This window comes from Mesorhizobium sp. DCY119 (assembly GCF_003590645.1).
In the GTDB taxonomy this organism is placed as follows: domain Bacteria; phylum Pseudomonadota; class Alphaproteobacteria; order Rhizobiales; family Rhizobiaceae; genus Mesorhizobium_M.
Genome location: NZ_CP031834.1, coordinates 945,626 through 964,476 on the forward strand (window position 1 = coordinate 945,626; position 18,851 = coordinate 964,476).

14 protein-coding genes and 1 riboswitch are annotated in these 18,851 nt (G+C 64.4%); of the genes, 8 read left to right on the plus strand and 6 right to left on the minus strand.

What is annotated here, in order from left to right:
- Window positions 1–565 precede the first annotated feature (565 nt).
- The 5 genes from DZG07_RS04500 (at window position 566) to DZG07_RS04520 (ending at window position 6,097) form a co-directional block, all read left to right on the plus strand.
- A complete protein-coding gene (locus DZG07_RS04500; RefSeq protein WP_119814634.1) occupies window positions 566–3,913 on the plus strand; it encodes a helicase-related protein in 3,348 nt (1,115 codons plus the stop codon).
- A 12-nt stretch (window positions 3,914–3,925) separates the two neighbouring features.
- On the plus strand, window positions 3,926–4,312 hold the full coding sequence (locus DZG07_RS04505; RefSeq protein WP_091909214.1) for an RNA-binding S4 domain-containing protein: 387 nt from the start codon (window positions 3,926–3,928) through the stop codon (window positions 4,310–4,312).
- A 151-nt stretch (window positions 4,313–4,463) separates the two neighbouring features.
- On the plus strand, window positions 4,464–4,802 hold the full coding sequence (fdxA, locus tag DZG07_RS04510; RefSeq protein WP_091909217.1) for a ferredoxin FdxA: 339 nt from the start codon (window positions 4,464–4,466) through the stop codon (window positions 4,800–4,802).
- A 362-nt stretch (window positions 4,803–5,164) separates the two neighbouring features.
- The gene (locus DZG07_RS04515) at window positions 5,165–5,755 is read left to right on the plus strand and encodes a CarD family transcriptional regulator (protein WP_091909220.1); all 591 of its coding nucleotides are present in this window, start codon (window positions 5,165–5,167) and stop codon (window positions 5,753–5,755) included.
- A 150-nt stretch (window positions 5,756–5,905) separates the two neighbouring features.
- A complete protein-coding gene (locus DZG07_RS04520) occupies window positions 5,906–6,097 on the plus strand; it encodes a DUF6494 family protein (RefSeq protein WP_091909223.1) in 192 nt (63 codons plus the stop codon).
- A 13-nt stretch (window positions 6,098–6,110) separates the two neighbouring features.
- On the opposite strand, the gene DZG07_RS04525 is transcribed toward DZG07_RS04520, so the two are convergent.
- The gene (locus DZG07_RS04525; RefSeq protein ID WP_119814637.1) at window positions 6,111–7,898 is read right to left on the minus strand and encodes an acyl-CoA dehydrogenase; all 1,788 of its coding nucleotides are present in this window, start codon (window positions 7,896–7,898) and stop codon (window positions 6,111–6,113) included.
- A gap of 148 nt (window positions 7,899–8,046) precedes the next feature.
- Here DZG07_RS04525 and DZG07_RS04530 point away from each other — a divergent pair, with 148 nt between their 5' ends.
- Window positions 8,047–8,907, plus strand: a complete 861-nt coding sequence (locus DZG07_RS04530; RefSeq protein WP_119814640.1) for an RNA polymerase factor sigma-32 — start codon at window positions 8,047–8,049, stop codon at window positions 8,905–8,907.
- A 48-nt stretch (window positions 8,908–8,955) separates the two neighbouring features.
- On the opposite strand, the gene DZG07_RS04535 is transcribed toward DZG07_RS04530, so the two are convergent.
- From DZG07_RS04535 to thiB, 4 genes are all read right to left on the minus strand, one after another.
- Entirely contained in the window at window positions 8,956–10,395 is a 1,440-nt protein-coding gene (locus DZG07_RS04535) for a M48 family metalloprotease (RefSeq protein ID WP_162931724.1), read from the minus strand.
- A gap of 229 nt (window positions 10,396–10,624) precedes the next feature.
- Entirely contained in the window at window positions 10,625–11,356 is a 732-nt protein-coding gene (thiQ, locus tag DZG07_RS04540) for a thiamine ABC transporter ATP-binding protein (protein ID WP_119814646.1), read from the minus strand.
- On the minus strand, window positions 11,353–13,017 hold the full coding sequence (thiP, locus tag DZG07_RS04545) for a thiamine/thiamine pyrophosphate ABC transporter permease (RefSeq protein ID WP_119814649.1): 1,665 nt from the start codon (window positions 13,015–13,017) through the stop codon (window positions 11,353–11,355). The genes thiQ and thiP overlap by 4 nt, the downstream gene beginning before the upstream one ends.
- Window positions 13,018–13,109: 92 nt before the next feature.
- Window positions 13,110–14,111: a thiamine ABC transporter substrate binding subunit gene (gene thiB / locus DZG07_RS04550; RefSeq protein ID WP_119821397.1), complete on the minus strand. Its 1,002-nt coding sequence runs from the start codon at window positions 14,109–14,111 to the stop codon at window positions 13,110–13,112.
- Window positions 14,112–14,155: 44 nt separating this feature from the next.
- A riboswitch (TPP riboswitch) is annotated at window positions 14,156–14,278 on the minus strand.
- A 106-nt stretch (window positions 14,279–14,384) separates the two neighbouring features.
- Between thiB and DZG07_RS04555 the strand changes: the two genes are divergently transcribed.
- The gene (locus DZG07_RS04555; protein WP_119814652.1) at window positions 14,385–15,029 is read left to right on the plus strand and encodes a thiamine diphosphokinase; all 645 of its coding nucleotides are present in this window, start codon (window positions 14,385–14,387) and stop codon (window positions 15,027–15,029) included.
- A gap of 6 nt (window positions 15,030–15,035) precedes the next feature.
- A complete protein-coding gene (locus DZG07_RS04560) occupies window positions 15,036–16,850 on the plus strand; it encodes an ABC-F family ATP-binding cassette domain-containing protein (protein ID WP_119814655.1) in 1,815 nt (604 codons plus the stop codon).
- A gap of 334 nt (window positions 16,851–17,184) precedes the next feature.
- Here DZG07_RS04560 and DZG07_RS04565 read toward each other — a convergent pair whose 3' ends face one another.
- Window positions 17,185–18,804: a hypothetical protein gene (locus DZG07_RS04565; protein ID WP_119814658.1), complete on the minus strand. Its 1,620-nt coding sequence runs from the start codon at window positions 18,802–18,804 to the stop codon at window positions 17,185–17,187.
- Window positions 18,805–18,851: the final 47 nt, after the last annotated feature.

Sequence of the window (18,851 nt, forward strand, 5' to 3'; positions counted from 1 at the left end):
GGTTAACAACAGTAGCGAAAAAGGCGTAGTCGGGTGAATACGCGTTCCTGCATGTGGATGCTGAATCGCTGTCAAGTCCCACATGTTGCGTCGAACAAACCGTGAATCCAGCTAAATCAGTGATTCGTCGCCGATTCGTTCCGTGTTTGGCCGGAACGTTAATTTCGGGACACGCGAGGTCGGATGTTCTCGATGTGAAATTCTATAAAATATAATAAATTCAATCTGTTAAACGTTTCTGGCACCATCCAGCCGGCAAAAGGTTAATGCCGAGGGACGAATCCCGAGCCTGTCGAATTTCAGCGATTCAGCATGTGGTGAGATTCGCCGTGACTCAGGCTACATGTGGGGGTGAACAAAAGCTGAATCTGCTGGAGTCAGCGATTCGTAGCCGATTCGTTCCAGACTCGTTCCACCTCTTAATTTTCGCGAAAATTCAGGCTTTCGTTTCCGCGCCCAAGTGCCTATCTGTCGAAACGAACGTGCTTGCCCGGAAATTGCCGCGATAGCCGGCCAGTCGGGTCTTTCGCGACAAACCGCGCCAGAAAGGCCGCCACCGCCGCCGATGAACATTCATCCCAAACAGAATGACCCGCTCGTGCTTTCCGGCCGCGACGTGACGGCCGTGCTCGGGCCGACCAACACCGGCAAGACGCATCTGGCGATCGAGCGCATGGTGGCGCATGAAAGCGGCATCATCGGCCTGCCGCTGCGGTTGCTAGCGCGCGAGGTCTATGGCCGCGTCTGCGACAAGGTCGGTGCTGCCAAGGTGGCGCTCGTCACCGGCGAGGAAAAGATCCTGCCGCCCGGCGCCAAATATTCGGTCTGCACAGTCGAGGCGATGCCGCGCGAGACCAATGCCGCCTTCGTCGCCATAGACGAGGTGCAGCTTGCCGGCGATCTCGAGCGCGGCCACATCTTCACCGACCGTATCCTGCATCTCAGGGGCCGGCAGGAGACGCTGCTGCTGGGCGCTGCCACCATGCGTGGCATTCTGGAGCGGCTGCTGCGGGGCGTTTCGGTGGTCACCCGGCCGCGCCTGTCGCATCTCGCCTATGCCGGTTCCAAAAAGCTGACGCGTCTTCCCCGGCGCTCGGCCATCGTCGCCTTCTCGGCCGACGAGGTTTATGCGATCGCCGAACTGATCCGGCGCCAGCGTGGCGGTGCTGCCGTCGTGCTCGGAGCGCTCTCGCCGCGCACCCGCAATGCGCAGGTGGCGCTCTACCAGTCCGGCGACGTCGATTACCTCATTGCAACCGACGCTATCGGCATGGGCCTCAATCTCGATGTCGACCATGTCGCCTTCGCCCAGAACCGCAAATTCGACGGTTTCCAGTTTCGCGATCTTACCGCTGCCGAGCTTGGCCAGATCGCCGGCCGTGCCGGGCGGCATCTGCGCGACGGCACTTTCGGCGTCACCGGCCAGGTCGATCCGCTTTCAGACGAGCTGATCGAGAAGATCGAAGGGCATGAGTTCGACCCGGTGAAGGTGCTGCAGTGGCGCACGTCGCAGTTCGATTTTTCGAGCCTTGATGCACTCAAGCGCTCGATCGAGACGACAGCGCCCGTCGAAGGGCTGACGCGCGCCTTGCCGGCAGTCGATGCGCAGGCGCTGGAGCAATTGTCGAAGGATGCCGACATCCGCGCGCTGGCGACAAGCCGCGACCGCGTCGCGTTGCTGTGGGAGGTCTGCGCGCTGCCGGACTATCGCCGCATCGCGCCGGCGCAGCATGCCGACCTCATTTCCTCGATCTTCGTCGATATCGCCGATCGCGGCCATGTCGACGAAAATTACATGGCCGAACAGGTGCGCCGCGCCGACTCGACCGAGGGCGATATCGACACGCTTTCGCACCGCATCGCCCAAATACGGACGTGGACCTATGTTTCCAATCGGCCTGGCTGGCTTGCCGATCCGGCACATTGGCAGGAAAAGACGCGGGAAATCGAAGACAGATTGTCGGATGCGCTGCATGAACGGTTGACGAAACGCTTCGTAGACCGCAGGACTTCCGTCCTCATGCGCCGCCTTAGAGAAAATACAATGCTTGAAGCCGAAATAAGCCCAACCGGAACGGTCCTCGTCGAAGGCCACCATGTCGGGGAATTGCAGGGGTTCCGTTTCACCGCCGACCAGAGCGCGGCCGGTGAGGATGGCAAGGCCATCAAGGCGGCAGCGCAAAAGGCGCTCGGCGTCGAGTTCGAAACGCGCGCGGATCGCTTCTCGGCCTGCGCCAATGGCGATCTCGCGCTTGGTTCCGACGGCACGCTGCGCTGGATCGGTGCGCCGATCGGCACGCTGGTGTCGACCGACGACGCGCTGCGCCCGCGCGTCATCCTGCTTGCCGACGAGCAACTGACCGGCCCGGCACGCGACAAGGTCGCCGTGCGCGCCGAACGCTTCGTCAATTTCCAGATCGATACGCTGCTCAAGCCGCTGCTCGATCTGAAGAACGCCGAGCAGCTTTCCGGCATCGCGCGCGGCATCGCCTTCCAGCTCGTCGAGAATTTCGGGCTGATCAACCGCCGCGATATCGCCGACGACATCAAGACGCTCGATCAGGAAGGCCGCGCCGGCCTGCGCCGTCTCGGCGTGCGCTTCGGCGCCTACCATGTCTTCGTGCCGTCGCTGCTGAAGCCTGGTCCGGCCGGGCTGGTGACGCTGCTGTGGGCGCTGAAGAACGACGGCAAGGACAAGCCCGGCTTCGGCGACGTGGTTCATGCGCTGGCTGCCGGCCGCACCTCGGTTGTCATCGACCAGACATTCGACAAGGCGTTCTACAAGCTTGCCGGTTTCCGCAATCTCGGCCGCCGCGCCGTGCGCGTCGACATTCTCGAGCGGCTGGCCGATCTCATCCGCCCCGCGCTGGCCTGGAAGGCCGGCATCGGCGTGCGGCCTGATGGTGCGTTCGACGGCAGCGCCTTCCTGGTGACGCCGGCGATGATGTCGATCCTCGGTGCTACCGCTGACGACATCGAGGAAATCCTGAAGGGTCTCGGCTACCGTGCTGAGCCGAAGCCGGCCGTCGAGGTCAAGGCACGGCTGGAAGCGCTGGACACCGCCGCGCGCGAAGCCGCCGAGAAGGCAGCCGCGGCAAAGATCGAAGCGCAGGAGGCTGCTGCGAAAGCTGCCGCCGACGCAGCCAATGCCGTGTCGGATGCTGCGACCACTGAGGCGGAAGCTGCCACGCCGGAAGCCGACGCAACGGTGGCTGAAGCTGCCGAGCCGGTTTTGGAGCCCGAAGGTGAGGTAGTGGCAGAGGCTGCCGCCGCCGCGCCCGAAGCCGACACAACTGTTGCGGACGCTGTCGAGGCAACTGCTGACGCAGCAGCCGCGCCGGTTGAGGTTTCCGCATCGGAACCAGCCGTGGAAGAACCGGTTGCGGAATCCGCGCCAGCGGCTCCCGAATCTGAAAACGCAGAAGCGACGCCCGCTCCAGAGGCGGCTGCGGAAACGCCTGCCGAGGCTGCGTCTGTTGTCGAAGCGGCTGCACCGCAACCTGAAACGCCGGTCGAAGAGCCCAAGCCCATTCTTCTGTGGCGGCCGGCCCGCTTCGAGCGTCATCCGCGTCCACGCCATGACAATCGCCCGCGCGGTGGCCAGGCGGAAGCGCGTGGCGCACCCGGCCAGCCGCGCCGGGATGGCGAACGTCCGGCCCGCGAAGGCGACAGGCCGGCACGCGAGCAGGGCGGCAAGGAGCGTTTCGACCGCAGCAAGTTCAAGGGCAAGTCCGGCAAGCCGAGCACCGAGGGTGGACGGCCCGATCGCCGCGACGATCGTGGCGGCGGCAAGGGCGGCTTCCAGGGCAAGCCCTCGTTCCAGTCCAAGCCGCGCGAGGAGCGGCCGGTGCGCGTCGATCCGGACTCGCCCTTCGCCAAGCTCGCCGCGCTGCGCGACCAGCTGAAGAAGTAGGCTGCAGGGTCGATGCCCGCCGACGGTCGTCAGCGTATCGACAAATGGCTGTTCTTTTCGCGCGCGGTGAAATCGCGTTCGCTGGGCGCGAAACTCGCCCAGGCGGGCCGCGTTCGCATCAATGGCGAGAAGTCCAGCCAGGCTGCGGATTCGGTTAAGCCAGGCGATGTCCTGACCATCACGCTGGAACGGCGCATCCTCGTCTACAAAGTGCTTTCGTGTGGGTTCCGCCGTGGGCCGGCGGAAGAAGCGCGGTTGCTCTACGAGGATCTTTCGCCCGCACCTGCGCCGAAGGATGCTTCACTTCCCGACGCGCTCGTTCCCGTCCGTGACGCCGGCAGCGGCCGCCCGACCAAGCGCCAGCGCCGGGAAACAGACCGGTTGCGCGGCGGCGATTGACGGTATCGGTTGCCATTGCTGCTTGGGTGGGGTGAAAATGCATTCCGGTGTGAGGCAATTGCGCGCAAAAGCCACCCTTGCAAGACATTGGCAAAGGCGCTACCTCACCCCATCTTAAGGTTCGAAAGGGCCGTCCCGGAGCAGTAGCAGCATGACCTATGTCGTGACCGATAATTGCATCAAATGCAAATACATGGACTGTATCGAGGTCTGTCCGGTCGACTGCTTCTATGAAGGCGACAACATGCTCGTCATTCACCCCGACGAGTGCATCGACTGCGGCGTTTGCGAACCGGAATGCCCTGCCGACGCCATCAAGCCGGACACCGAGCCGGGCTTGGACAAATGGCTTCAGATCAACGACGAATATGCATCCAAATGGCCCAACATCACGGCCAAGAAGGATGCGCCGGCCGATGCCAAGGAATTCGACGGCGTCGAGGGCAAGTTCGAGAAGTATTTTTCGGCGGAGCCCGGCGAAGGCGATTGAAGGCAGCGACGCTGCAATCAGCATGAACGGGCGTTGATTACGCCTTCCGGCGGACATTTCCGGCGGTCGGGTCTTCGCGCATGCAGCAAAACCTTGATTCTTTCAACTTTTTGTGGTACCACTGCTGCAACATGCCGCTGACACGCTGTCGATTTATGGCGCAACGCCCTAATCACTGAAAGGTGAACACGAACTCCGGACCAAGGCATCTTGGGCCAGGCAAACGCTTTTGATGCGATTTGCCAGGTCCTGCTTTACCGGAGGGCGTTAGCCTGTGTGTGGCATTCCCAGTTCGGCCAGTTGGCCGTCCCATCAGGTCCGCCGGCGCTCTAGCCGGGACCACAAAAGGAGTTCAGGGCGTAATGGCAACCACAACCCCGCAGAAGAAGCCTTCCTCAGCAGGCCGTCACGGCTTCAAGACCGGCGAATACATTGTCTACCCGGCACATGGCGTCGGCCAGATCATGTCCATCGACGAGCAGGAAGTAGCGGGCCACAAGCTGGAGCTCTTCGTCATCGATTTCCAGAAGGACAAGATGCGCCTGAAGGTGCCGGTCGCCAAGGCGACCTCCATCGGCATGCGCAAGCTTTCGGAAACCGACTATGTCGACCGTGCGCTGAAGGTTCTTCAGGGCCGCGCTCGCGTGAAGCGCACCATGTGGTCGCGCCGCGCGCAGGAATATGATGCGAAGATCAATTCCGGCGACCTGATCTCGATCTCGGAAGTCGTTCGCGACCTTTTCCGTGCCGAGAACCAGCCCGAGCAGTCCTACTCCGAGCGCCAGCTCTATGAAGCAGCCCTCGACCGCATGGCCCGTGAAATCGCCGCCGTGAACCGCCTGTCGGAAACCGAAGCGGTTCGCATGATCGAGATCAACCTTGCCAAGGGCCCGAAGCGTGGCGCCAAGGCCGAGGCCGACAACGAAGAAGCCGAGCAGGAAGAAGCTGCGTAAGCAGCGGCTTTCAGGCTTTCGACATTTGAAAAACCCGGCGGCAACGCCGGGTTTTTTTGTTGCCACCATTTAGGCATCGAAGATCGATCGTTATTGCTCTTGCCTCATAACGATATAAAATCCCGTCAATCCGCCAGAGGAGTGCCGGCCATGGACGAAGACGCCCTCAACATGTCGATCCGTAAATTCCTGAAGGAAGTCGGCATCACCTCGCAGCGTGAGATCGAGGCGGTGGCGCGCAACGGCAAGGTCAAGGGCGGCAAGCTCAAGCTGCGCATGACCCTGACCGCCGAAGGCACCGACCTCAACCATGTCGTGGAAGGCGAGATAAAGCTGGCTTGAGCCCGCCGTTGTTTCAGAACCACTCCGGCTTCATCGTCAATGTCGTGTCGTCCAGGCTGTCGAGCAGCGCGCGCTGGGTGCGGGCCTTGGGCAGCTCGTAGGCGAAGAAGTAGCGGCAGGTGGCAAGCTTGCCTTCGAGGAAATCCCGGTTGGCCCCGTCGTTCCTCAGCTTGCGCGAGGCGGTGAGCGCCTGGCGCAGCCACATCCAGGCGACCACCACATGGCCCATCATGTCGAGGTAGAGCGTCGCGTTGGCAAGGCCGCTTTCGGGGGCACTGGCGGCCCTGCTGGCAAGCTTTCCGGTCGTGGCGACGGCCTCACCGAGATGGGCGGCCAGATCCTCGGCATGAGCGGCGAGGTTTTCGAAGGCGTGCGCCTGCGTCACGTCGGCCATGATCCTTGTGGCCAGCGTCTTGATGCCGGCGCCGTTGTCCTGCATCACCTTGCGGCCGAGCAGGTCAAGGCCCTGAATGCCGTGCGTGCCTTCGTGGATGGCGTTCAGCCGGTTGTCGCGGTAGAGGCGCTCGACCGGATAGTCGCGCGTATAACCGTATCCGCCAAGCACCTGTATCGCGTGCTTGTTGGCCTCGAGGCAGAATTCCGACGGCCATGACTTGGCGATCGGCGTTAGCAGATCGAGCAGCAATTCGGTTTCGTGGCGGGTTTCGGCATTGGGGGCTGCCTTCGTCGCGTCGACAAGAAAGGCCGTGTAGAGCAGCAGCGCCAGCGCGCCTTCCACCGCCGCCTTCTGGGCGAGCAGCAGGCGCCTGACATCGGCATGCTCGATGATCGGCACCGGGGCGCTCGCAGCGTCCTTGTGGCCGGGGTGGCGGCCCTGCGGGCGCTCCCTGGCATAGACCAGCGAAGCACGATAGCCGGCGGCACCAAGGGCAGCCGCCCCAAGGCCGACGCCGATCCGGGCCTCGTTCATCATGTGGAACATATAGGTGAGACCGCGATTGGCCTCGCCTACGAGATAGCCGCGGCAGGGCGCCTTCTCGCCGAGATTGAGCGCTGCATTCGTCGTGCCGCGATAGCCCATCTTGTGGTTCAGCCCGGCAAGCTCGACGCCGTTTCTCTTGCCCCGCTTGCCGTCCTTCCGGAGCAGGTATTTCGGCACGATGAACAGCGATATGCCCTTCACCCCGGGTGGGCTGTCGGGAAGCCGCGCCAGAACCAGATGGACGATGTTTTCCGAGATTTCCTGATCGCCGCCGGAGATCCACATCTTCTGGCCATGCAGGAGATAGCTGTCCTTGTCCGGTTCCGCCTTGGTGGTGATGTCGGAGAGTGAGGAGCCCGCCTGCGGCTCCGACAGGCACATGGTGCCGAAGAAGCGGCCCTCGATCATCGGCTTCAGGAAGCGTTCCTTCTGGTCGTCAGAGCCGAAGGCCGCGATGAGGTGCGCTGCCCCGACCGTCAGGAACGGGTAGGCTGCGGTGCTGACATTGGCCATCGAGAAGATGAAGCTTGCAGCGCTGCGCAGGGTTTCCGGCATCTGCGCGCCGCCCCATTCCTGATCGAAGCCCGCGCCGAAGAAGCCGGCTTCGCGATAGGCTGCCAGCGCCTGCCCCACGCGGGGGTCCATCGCCACCTTGCCGCTTTCGAAGCGCGGCTCGTCGAGATCGAGCGCTGCCGCATGCGGCAGGAAGTGATCCATGGCGATGCGCTCGGCGGTGTCCAGCACCTCCTCCATGGCAGTCCGGTCATAGTCGGCAAAGCGCGGCAGTGCCGCCAGGCTGGCGGTCGGCAGGGCGTCGAAAAGCTGGAAAGCAAGATCGGTACGGTCGACGGAGATCATGGAACAATCCTTCGCGCGAGACGTTTCAAGGCCTGTAGGGCGATGTGCGGCGACTTCAACCCTCCCCGACCGTCCCCGTCTAATGTCCACCCCCGGGTCGGAAGCCTCGAAGTATAGAGCAATTGCGCCGGAGTTTGGGAGTGCCCGGATGATTGAAGACAAAGCAAGGCGAACCATGATCCGGGCGGCCATGAAGGCGCCCTATCTCGAGCGTGGCGAAGAGCATGAACTGGCACTTCGGTGGCGCGATCACCGTGACCAAGCGGCGATGCACCGCATCACCACCGCGCACATGCGCCTCGTCATCTCGATGGCGACCAAATTCCGCTATTTCGGCCTGCCCATCGGCGATCTGATCCAGGAGGGCCATGTCGGCCTTCTCGAAGCCGCAGCGCGGTTCGAGCCGGACCGCGACGTGCGTTTCTCGACTTATGCGACCTGGTGGATACGGGCCTCGATGCAGGACTACATCCTGCGCAACTGGTCTATCGTGCGCGGCGGCACCAGTTCGACGCAGAAGGCGCTGTTCTTCAACCTGCGCCGGCTGCGCGCCAAGCTGGCGCAAGGCCCGGGCATGCTTTCGGGAGAGGCGCTCTACAAGGAGATTTCCACCGCCCTTGGCGTTTCGGAATCCGATGTCGCGATGATGGATTCGCGGCTTTCCGGCCCCGATACCTCGCTCAATGCCCCCCTGGTCGATGATGGCGGCGGCTCGGCCGACCGCATGGATTTCCTCGTCTCCGACGATCCCTTGCCAGATGAAGTCGTTGGCGAAGCGATCGACGATGAACGCCGCTCTGGCTGGCTGAAGAATGCGCTCCATGTGCTGAACGAGCGCGAACTGCGCATCATCGAGGAGCGCCGGCTTCAGGACGAGGGCGCCACGCTGGAATCGCTCGGCGAAACCCTCGGCATCTCCAAGGAACGCGTGCGGCAGATCGAAAGCCGCGCGCTACAGAAGCTCAGGGTTGCGCTCGTCAAGGAAAGCCCGGCGTTTCTGAGCGCTTGATGCTGCGATTTTCCTTCTCCCACAAGGGGAGAAGGAAGGGCTTCTTTCCTACCGATCAGAAACGATCTTAACCTTGTCGCCGGCCGACACCGTGGCGCCGGGCGCAAGGCCGTTGAGCACCCTGAACAAATCGAGCTTGCGGTCGACGCCGATCATGCCGGCAGCCAGCGTGCCCATCGTCTGGCCCGGCCTGACGGTGACGACGCGGATGCGCAGGGGTTTGAGCGCTGCCTTTTCCGCCTCGCTCAGCACGTGGAAACTGCCGCCCACCGACCGCGCCACGGCATCGAGCGAATTGCCGGCCAGCGGTGCGGCCGTCAGCAGGCGATAGACCTGGCCGTTGGCGCGGATGACGGTGACGTCGAACTGCCAGCCGTCGGCCCGCGCCTGGGCGACTGCAGCCTCGTTGCCATTGATGGTCTCGGTGCGCACGCTTGAATCCACCAGCCCGGCAACCCAGCCGCTGCGCAGATAATCGGTCAATGACATCTTCGGCTCGATGGTCACGCCGTCGAAGCGGATCGCCATGTCGCCGGGACCGGTCGCGGTGACGGCTGCCGCCGTATTGTCGATGGCAAAGCCTGCGGGGACCGAGAACGACACGCCAAGACGCGGATGCATGAACGTGTTGCCGCGCACATAGCCTTCTTCCGGCGTGTCGCCGAACAGCAACCCGTCAATGCCGGCGAGGAAGGAGTCGCGATCCTTGACCCCGGTGCCGGGAGGGCCGATCAGGCGGGCGTGGCGCTGCGCCAGTTCGATGCGCTGCGGCGTGTTGGGGTGGCTGGCCAGGAAGTCGAGGCTCGGATCGGTCGCGCCGCTGATCGAGCGGAAATCGCTGTAGGCAGCCATGGACTGCAGGAAGCGGCCGGCGGCATAGGGGTCGAAGCCGGCCTGCCCGATCGCCTTGATGCCGATGGCGTCGGCTTCCAGCTCCTGGTTGCGCGAGAACTGGGCGAGCCTGAGCTTGCCGCGGATCAGCGCCACCTTGGCCGTCTGGCTTTCGCCGAGAACGTCGGTGACGACCTTGTTGGCCAGAACCTCCTCGGCTTCCTTCTGCTGGCGCTGAAGGCCGTGATTGGCCGTCACATGGCCCATCTCGTGGGCGATGACGGCGGCAAGCTCGGAGGAATCGTTGGCGAGCGCCAGAAGCCCGCGCGTCACATAGAGATATCCGCCGGGCAGCGCGAAAGCGTTGACGTTGGGCGAATTGAGGATGGTGATGCGATAGGTCTGCGTCGGGTTTGCCGACACGGTGGTCAGGCTGCCGACGACCTTGGCGACCATGCGCTCAAGCTTGGGATCGGAATATTCGCCGCCATAGGTCGCGAGAATGCGCGGATGCTGGCTCTTGGCGAGTTCGGCCAGCCGGTTGTTGCGCGAAACGCTGTCGACGGTGACCGGGTTGTCGGACGGGCGGAAGGCAGATTCCGTGATGTCGCTGCCGGTCAGCGCCTGGCAGCCGGCCAGCAGTGCCAGAAAAGCCATGGCAAAGCCGAAGCGCGCCGCAGGGCGCACCGGCGAGAGCATCTCTCTGGCTGTGATCCGGCAGGTCGACAGAACGGCTTCCTTTCGTCGGGCAATGACTGCCATCCACGGCAGCCCAGTGTTACGCGGACCTAGCCATACTCTTCCTGGCAAAACAAGAATGCGGATAAGCCCCTGAAACTGCTCTGGCCGCAAATTATGTCCGCTTCCGGGCGATTCAATCGAATCGCTACGCGCCAGTATCAAAACCAATATAGTCCCGGAACGCCGCAGGTCCATCTTTGGTGAAGAATGTAACGGTTTCACCGGTCGCTGCCACCGTTCCACGGTCGAGAAACACCATGTTTCCGCCGATTCTGCGGGCATCCTCGGGTTGATGTGTCACGAAAACCACAGTCATGCCGTGTTCGGCCTGAAGCGCCTTCACCAGATCGACCATGTCCTCGCGTAGGGCAGGCCCAAGCGAGGCAAAGGGCTCGTCGAGAAGCAGCACGGGCCGGTCGCGCACCAGAACGCGGGCGAGCGCCACGCGCTGGCGTTCGCCGCCGGAAAGCTCGCGCGGCAGGCGTTTTGGCTTGTCGCCAAGGCCCGTGCGGTCAAGCGCTTCGGCTATTGCGGCGCGGTCGGCATCAGTGAGGCGCAGGGCCGGCGAGCGGCCGAGGCCGACATTCTGCTCGACCGTCAGATGGGCGAAGAGGTTGTTCTCCTGGAACACCATGGAGACAGGCCGTTCCGAGGGCGGCGTAGCGGTCACGTCGGTGCCGCCGATCAGCACGCGGCCCGAACGCGGCAGTTCGAAGCCGGCTATCAAATTGAGCAAGGTCGATTTGCCGGCGCCGCTTGGCCCCATCACCGTGGTGATCGCGGCCGGCTCGATCGCGAGGTCGAAATCCACCCCCGTCTCGCCATAGCTGAAGGCCACCTTGTCCAGCGTGATGCCGGCACCTGTCCTGTCGATCATCGCGAAGCGTCCTTTCCGAGCCGGTCGGCGACAAGCATCAGCACGAGGCAGAGAAGGCCGAGCATCAGGGCAAGCCCGGCTGCATCCGCGGTACGATAGCTGCCCATGCGGGCGAGCAGAAGATAGGGCAGCGTCTGCACGGAATCGCTGCCGAACAGTGCGATGACGCCGAGATCGCCAAGTGACAGCGCCATGGCGAAGGCAAAGGCGGTCGAAAGCGGGCGGCGCAAAACGGGCCAGTCGACCAGCCTCAGGCGGTTCCAGCCGCTGATGCCGAGCTGGGCGCAGAGGCGCTCGTGCCGCTCGCTGGCGGCGTCATAGGCTGGGCGTATGGCGCGGATGGCGAAGGGCATGGCCATGACCGCATTGACGGTGACGACCATGATCGGCGCAACAGTGAAGACATCGCCCATATGGCGCAGCAGCACGAACCAGCCCGCACCGAGGACGATGGGCGGCACCACCAGCACGAAGCCGGCGCCTGTGTCGGTCATGCGCTCCAGAAAGGTCTTTTCGCCGGCCCCGCGCCGCAAGGCCAGCGCGCGCCGCGCCATGATCAGCGACAGCGCCAGCATGGCCGACAGGCAGGCGGAAAGCGTTGCCAGCACGAGGCTGGTGATGGTCGCCTGCCGCACCGTGCTTTCGCCGGCGAGGCGCAAAAGATCGGCGTCCAGTCCGGCAAGGACGGTCGCCAGCATCGGCCCGGCGACGAAGGCGAGTGCTGCGATGAGAAGGATCGCGTTGAGGGCGGTTTCGCCATCCCCGGCGGAGACATAGCGGCGCTGCGTCACCGACAGATTGGCATCGCCGGTGGTGTTTGCGCCGAGCCGCATCAGCGCGAAGACGACGGCCATGGTGAGCGCGATCTGCAGCAGCGTCAGTGCCACCGCGCGGGCGGGGTCGAAGTCGAAGCGCAGCGACTGGTAGATCGCGACCTCCAGCGTGGTGGCGCGCGGGCCGCCGCCCAGTGTCAGCACGATGGTGAAGGATGTGATGCACAGCATGAAGACAAGGCCGGCAACACCCGGCAAGCTGGCGCGCAAGGCCGGCCATTCGATCAGGCGAAAGCTGGAGCGAGCACCCATGCCGAGCTGGCTTGCCAGCCGCCACTGGTCAGCGGGCACCGTGTTCAGGGCTTCCAGAAAAAGACGCGTCGCCAGCGGCAGGTTGAAGAAGACATGCGCGACCAGAATGCCCGACAAGCCATAGATGCCGGGCCAGTCGCCGCCGCCGATGGTCGAAAGCAGGCCGGAGAAATAGCCGGCGCGGCCGTAGAGGGCGAGAACGCCGAGCGCCACGACAATGGCCGGCAGCGCCAGCGGCACGGCAAACAGGCGCAGGATCAGCCCGCGCCCTGGAAATGCCGGGTGCCGGGAGAGGGCGCGCGCGACGAAGATCGCCGGGAGGATGGAAAGTGCAGTTGATAGAAGCGCCTGCCACAGCGTGAAGCGGGCGACGCGGAAGAGGTAGGAATCGAAGGCGGCGATAGCGCCGGACGTGTCGCGCGCGCCTTCGAGGATCAGGCCGAGAAACGCTCCGCCGATGAGGACGGCTATCGCGGCAAGCGCGATGACGCCGGCGGTGATGCGCCTATCCCTCCCCCTTGAGGGGAGGGTACGGCCGAAGGCCGGGGGTGGGGTCGGTGCGGCCGTACTCGACATTCAATTGCGCCTCGCGCTGCCTCCGGCAACCCTCTCCGTCGCCTGCGGCGACACCTCCCCCTCAAGGGGGGAGGAAGGCCGCGGCCGCCCGCTCACTTGCTCATAACCCCCAGCCACTCGTCCACCCACGCCTTGCGGTTGGCGGCCACGTCGTCAGCGCTGATCTGCAAGGTCTTCGCCGGCTTTACGAGCTTGTCGAAGGCTGGGTTGAGCGGCTTGTCGGTCTTGCCGGCGGGGAACATCCAGTTGGTTTCGGGAATGGCGTCCTGGAAACCGGGCCCGGTCATGAATTCCATGAACTTCTTGGCCAGCGGGTTCTTCGCGCCGGTGGTGGTGATGCCGGCGACCTCGACCTGCAGATAGTGACCCTCCTCGAAGGGTGCAGCCTGATATTTGTCCGTGCTCTCGGCGATCATGTGGTAGGCGGGCGAGGTGGTGTAGGACAGCACCATCGGCGCTTCGCCCTTGGTGAATAGGCCGTAGGCCTCGCTCCAGCCCGGCGTCACGGTCAGCACGCGGTTCTTCAGCTTGGCCCAGGCTTCCGGTGCCTTGTCGCCATAGACCGCCTTGACCCAGAGCAGCAGGCCGAGGCCCGGCGTGGACGTGCGCGGGTCCTGGATGGCGATCTTTTCCGAAGGGTCGCCCTCGACCAGTTCCTTCAGGCTTTTGGGCGGGTTCTTCAGCTTCTCGGTGTCGTAGACGACGGCGAAATAGCCATAGTCGAAGGGCACGAAGGTGTCGTCCGTCCAGCCGCCCGGCACGTTGATGCTGGCGAGATCGATGCCGGAGGGCGAAAACAGGCCGGTGGCCTTGGCCTCGGCGGTCAGGTTGGTGTCGAGGCCGAGCACGACATCGGCCTTCGTGGAAGCGCCTTCCAGCTTGACGCGGTTGAGCAGCGCCACGCCGTCGGCCACCGAGACGAACTCGACGTCGCAGCCGCACTCAGCCTCGAAGGCCTTTTCCACCTGCGGGCCCGGGCCCCATTCGGCGGTGAAGCTCTCATAGGTGTAGACGGTGAGTTTTTCAGCGGCGAGCGCCGGCAGGGCGGCGGCCACGGCAAGGGTGGAAACGAGCGAGAATAGCAGCGTGCGCATCGGCGCCTCCTTCATTAGCGTTGAAAGGGAATTTGAAGCGCCGGGCGTCCGAAGCATCTAATCCCTCCGCCGGTACAAACCGGATCAGGTTCAGCGGGTTGGCCGGGTTTCCCCCTTGCCTCTCAGCCGGCTCACGAAAATCGTGTCCGGCACCCCGTTAGAGCGGGATCAGACATAGGACCAAGCGAAGAGGCGCGCAAGCGGTAGTTTCGGGCTGCGCGGCGCATTGGCGGCTTCCCGTATGGCCGCGCGGCATGATAGAGGCGAGCCACCATGAGCCGATTTTTCATCCTGCTTGGCGGCGAACTCGTCCGCACGCCCCGCATCGACGCGCAACTCGAAGGCAGCCGCATCATCGCGGCCGATGCCGGCATCGGCCATGCGGCGCTGCTTGGCGTCACGCCGGAGCTGTGGGTCGGCGATTTCGACTCGGTGCCGGAAAACCTGCCGGACAGCTACGCAGCTATACCGCGCGAGACTTTTCCAGCGGAAAAGGACAATACCGACGGCGAACTGGCGATCACGGCTGCGCTCAAGCGTGGCGCGACCTCGCTGGTGCTGGCGGGTGCCTTCGGCGGCCCGCGCGCCGACCATGCCTTCCTGCATCTGGCGCTGGCCCTGAGGCTGGCCGAACAAGGCACGCCGACGGTGCTGACCAGCGGCGCGCAGGAGGGGCACCCGCTGCTGCCCGGCGAAACCGCGTTTGACTATGCCGATGGCACGCTGTTTTCCGTGCTCGGCTTTTCCGAATTGTCGGGCCTCACCGAAACCGGCGCGAAGTGGCCGCTCGACAATGTCGAGGTCGCCTTCGGCTCATCGCTGACGCTCTCCAACGAAGTGCGCGGAAGCCTGCGCATCACGCTCGAACGTGGCCGCGCGTTGCTGCTCGCCCATCCTTATCCTCTTCCGGAACACTGAAAAGACATGGCGCCACCGCTTCTCAATCTCGACGGTATCCGGCTGACCTTTGGCGGCACGCCGCTGCTTGACGGTGCAGCACTGTCGGCCTCGGCGGGCGAGCGCATCGCGCTGGTCGGGCGCAACGGCTCGGGCAAGTCGACGCTGCTCAAGATCGCCGCCGGCATCATCGAGCCGCAGGACGGCGAAGTCTTTCGCCAGCCCTCCGCGACCATCCGCTATCTGCCGCAGATGCCCGACATGGAAGGTTTTGCGAGCGTGCGCGCCTATGTTGAGGCGGGCCTCGGACCGGCTGACGATCCCTACCGCGCCACCTATCTGATGGAACATCTCGGCCTGACCGGCGAAGAGCGCCCCGACGATCTTTCGGGCGGCGAGGCGCGCCGCGCAGCGCTTGCCCGCGTCATGGCGCCTGAGCCCGACATCCTGCTGCTCGACGAGCCGACCAACCATCTCGACCTGCAGGTCATCGAATGGCTGGAAGACGAGCTCAACCGCTCGTCCTCGGCGCTGATCGTGATTTCGCATGACCGGCGCTTTCTCGAGCGCGTATCGCGCGCCACCGTCTGGCTCGATCGCGGCCAGACACGCAAGCTCGACAAAGGTTTCGCGCATTTCGAGGAATGGCGCGACACCATCCTCGAGGAGGAAGAGCGCGAGCAGCACAAGCTCGGCCGCCAGATCGTGCGCGAGGAGCACTGGCTGCGCTATGGCGTGACGGCACGGCGCAAGCGCAACATGCGACGGCTGGGCGAGCTTCAGACGATGCGCCAGCGCTTTCGTGGCCACCGGGGCGCGGAAGGTGTGGCGACCATGGTGGCCAGCGATGCCGCGGAATCCGGCAAGCTGGTCATCGAAGCCAAGAACATCGAGAAAAGCTTCGGCGATCTTACTGTCGTCAAAGGCTTTTCGACACGCATCCAGCGCGGCGACCGCATCGGCCTGGTCGGACCCAACGGTGCCGGCAAGACGACGCTGCTGAAGATGCTGACCGGCGAGTTGCAGCCGGATTCCGGCTCGGTGCGCCTCGGCACCAATCTGGAGATCGCCACGCTCGACCAGAAGCGCGAGGCGGTCGATCCGCAGGAGACGCTTGGGCATTATCTCACCGACGGGCGCGGCGACAACCTCGTCATCAATGGCGAGGAGCGCCACGTCGTCTCCTACATGAAGGACTTCCTGTTCAAGCCGGAGCAGGCGCGCACGCCGGTGCGCGAGCTTTCCGGCGGTGAGCGGGCGCGGCTGCTTTTGGCGCGGGTGCTGGCGCGGCCGGCCAACCTTTTGGTGCTCGACGAGCCGACCAACGATCTCGACATGGAAACGCTGGAGCTGCTGCAGGAACTGGTCGCCGGTTTCGCCGGCACGGTCATCCTCGTCAGCCATGACCGCGACTTCCTCGACCGCACCGTCACCAGCATCATCGCGCCGGACGGCGAGGGGCGCTGGATCGAATATGCCGGCGGCTATGCCGACATGCTCGCCCAGCGCGGCGGCACGCGGCTGAACGACCGCCGTGCGGTGCAGAAGCAGGCCGGCGACACGCCGCGCGCCGAGAGCGCGTCGGAAGCGCAGAAGGGACCGGCGAAGAAGCTTTCCTTCAAGCAGAAATTCGCGCTGGAAAGCCTCCCCGGAAAGATGGCTGCCGTCTCGGCCTCGATCTCGGCGCTGGAAAACAACATCGCCGACCCGGCCTTCTACGAGCGCGACCCGAAGGGGTTTCAAAAAACCATCGCCGCCCTCGACAAGGAACGCGCGACGCTGGTTGCCATGGAAGAGGAATGGCTGGAACTGGAAATGCTTCGGGAGGAGCTGGAGGGGTGAGACATGTCCGACCGTAGGTCGGCGAAAAGCCAACGATTTGGCTTTTCGAATGTCGAACGCCCGGAGCCCTAGCGGAGGGCCGGGAGGCGTTCGATCGAAGGGCCTGTGCCCCGCCGACGCCTAAGATTCTCTTCCTGATCAAAGGTTCGCGCTGCCCCTCATCCCCCTGCCGGGACCTTCTCCCCGTAAACGGGGAGAGGAAGGCTGGCCGCAACCTTGCCGCTTCTCCCTTCTCCCCGTTTACGGGGAGAAGGTGGCCCGAAGGGTCGGATGAGGGGCAGCGCAAACCTATGCGAGTTCACGCCGTCTCAAGCCAAAAAAGAGTCTGACGCCATCACCCGCTGCGGGCAGCGTCCCAGGCCTTGATGGCCTCGTCGAAGGCCTTCTGGCCGGGAATGCCCTTTTCCATGGTGAACAGCGCGCGGCGGCCGGATTTGTAGACGATCGGCACGTCGATCCAGCTCTGGCGGCGCAGCAGGGCCATGTTGGCGTCCATCTCCTGCTTGCCGTCGTTGAGCGCAACGAGGAAGAAGCCGTCCGCGATCTTGGCCGGAATGCCGATCAGCGGGCTGCCGGCTTCCTGTTCCGACCCCTTCATCGATACGCGCAGGATGTTTTCGATGCCGCCGCCCTCGAAGCCGTCAGGCGTCAGGAAGATGACCTCGATGATGTGGCTCGCCGGCAGCGTCTGGTCCGCATTGCGGCGGATGGTCATGCGCAACTGCAGATCCTTGCCGGGAATGGTCGCCTCGGCGCGGATCGCCGGCTCAGGCGGCAGGTCGCCGCCCGGCGATTCCTGCACCACCGACCAGACGATGCTGCCCGGTTCGGCCGAACCCTCGGCGACGTTGGTGCGTTCCTCGTAGAAGATCGCGCGCTGCCCGACAGCCACGCCCGGCTGGGCGGCCGGCGCGCCGGGAGCGGCAGGTGTCTGGCCCTGCGCGGCAGGTGGCGCTGCCGGGTCCGTGGTTGCGCCGGGTGCTGCGGGGGCGGGCGTCTCCGGCGGCTGGGTCACCGCCGCGACAGAGGTTCCCTCGCCGATGGCGGCAGGCCCGCCGGCGGGGCCCGGGTCGATCTCCGAGCCGTCGGCGTTCAGGCGCTGGGTGAATTTGGGCTCGCTGTCCGTGCCGCCATTGGCCGGAGGCGGTGCCGCAGGCGAGGGTTGCTCCCCGGCCGGCGGATTGGCAGCGGTGTTGGTCTCGGGCTGTGCCGGGGTCGTCGCCGGCGGTGTCACCGAAGGCGTCGTCGTTGCCGTCTCACTTCCGTTCGTGCTGAACAGGTTGGCGAAGGCATCCTTGTTGAGCCAGACGCCGTAGCCGCCACCCGCGATCACGGCAAGGGCGATCACGGCGGCGATCAGGCCGCCATAGCCGCGCTTGCGGGTTTCGCTTTCCCGCTCGTCTGTTTGAATGTCGTCGTCGTCATTTTCCGGACCGAATACGTCTTCGCGGACCGAGGCTTCGCCCCTTGCAGGTGCTGCGGCAGGAGGCGCCGCCACGACAGGCGTGGTTTTGGGCCACAAGTCGCCCTTGGGGGCAGGCTCGGCCTTGGGTTCTGGTTTTGGCGAAGGGTCAAACGCGGCCGGCGCGGCAGGTGCAGCCGGCACGGGCGGCCTTGGCGCGCTGTCAGCCTTGAATGTGTTGTCGAAACGCGGCTTTGGCGGCTCGGTCTTCTGGCGCTCGATGGAGGCGAAGACGTTTTCCAGCTCCTCCAGCGGATCGCTGGAAATCTTCGGACCTGGACGCGGTGGGTATTCCTTCTCCACCGCCTCGATGGCGTCTTCCAGCGCGCGCTTCTGGCGGTCGACGACAGCCTGCGGCGGCGGCGGGTTTATCGCCGCGAGCTTCGCGGCAATTGTTCCGCGGGCCTTGTCGTAGACCTTCTGGCGCAGTTCGGGCGTAGCTTCGCTCAGCCCATCCAGCGTCTTCTTCAGAACCGCAACGAAATCTGCCATGCTTTTGTCGACCTGTGGTTTCCTTCCCGCCTTGCCGCGAAGCGGCG

Bases quoted from the DNA above. Each gene is read 5' to 3' on its own strand.
- DZG07_RS04500 (WP_119814634.1), top strand. From the start codon at position 566: ATGAACATTCATCCCAAACAGAATGACCCGCTCGTGCTTTCCGGCCGC.
- DZG07_RS04505 (WP_091909214.1), top strand. From the start codon at position 3,926: ATGCCCGCCGACGGTCGTCAGCGTATCGACAAATGGCTGTTCTTTTCG.
- fdxA (WP_091909217.1), top strand. From the start codon at position 4,464: ATGACCTATGTCGTGACCGATAATTGCATCAAATGCAAATACATGGAC.
- DZG07_RS04515 (WP_091909220.1), top strand. From the start codon at position 5,165: ATGGCAACCACAACCCCGCAGAAGAAGCCTTCCTCAGCAGGCCGTCAC.
- DZG07_RS04520 (WP_091909223.1), top strand. From the start codon at position 5,906: ATGGACGAAGACGCCCTCAACATGTCGATCCGTAAATTCCTGAAGGAA.
- DZG07_RS04525 (WP_119814637.1), bottom strand. From the start codon at position 7,898: ATGATCTCCGTCGACCGTACCGATCTTGCTTTCCAGCTTTTCGACGCC.
- DZG07_RS04530 (WP_119814640.1), top strand. From the start codon at position 8,047: ATGATTGAAGACAAAGCAAGGCGAACCATGATCCGGGCGGCCATGAAG.
- DZG07_RS04535 (WP_162931724.1), bottom strand. From the start codon at position 10,395: ATGGCTTTTCTGGCACTGCTGGCCGGCTGCCAGGCGCTGACCGGCAGC.
- thiQ (WP_119814646.1), bottom strand. From the start codon at position 11,356: ATGATCGACAGGACAGGTGCCGGCATCACGCTGGACAAGGTGGCCTTC.
- thiP (WP_119814649.1), bottom strand. From the start codon at position 13,017: ATGTCGAGTACGGCCGCACCGACCCCACCCCCGGCCTTCGGCCGTACC.
- thiB (WP_119821397.1), bottom strand. From the start codon at position 14,111: ATGCGCACGCTGCTATTCTCGCTCGTTTCCACCCTTGCCGTGGCCGCC.
- DZG07_RS04555 (WP_119814652.1), top strand. From the start codon at position 14,385: ATGAGCCGATTTTTCATCCTGCTTGGCGGCGAACTCGTCCGCACGCCC.
- DZG07_RS04560 (WP_119814655.1), top strand. From the start codon at position 15,036: ATGGCGCCACCGCTTCTCAATCTCGACGGTATCCGGCTGACCTTTGGC.
- DZG07_RS04565 (WP_119814658.1), bottom strand. From the start codon at position 18,804: ATGGCAGATTTCGTTGCGGTTCTGAAGAAGACGCTGGATGGGCTGAGC.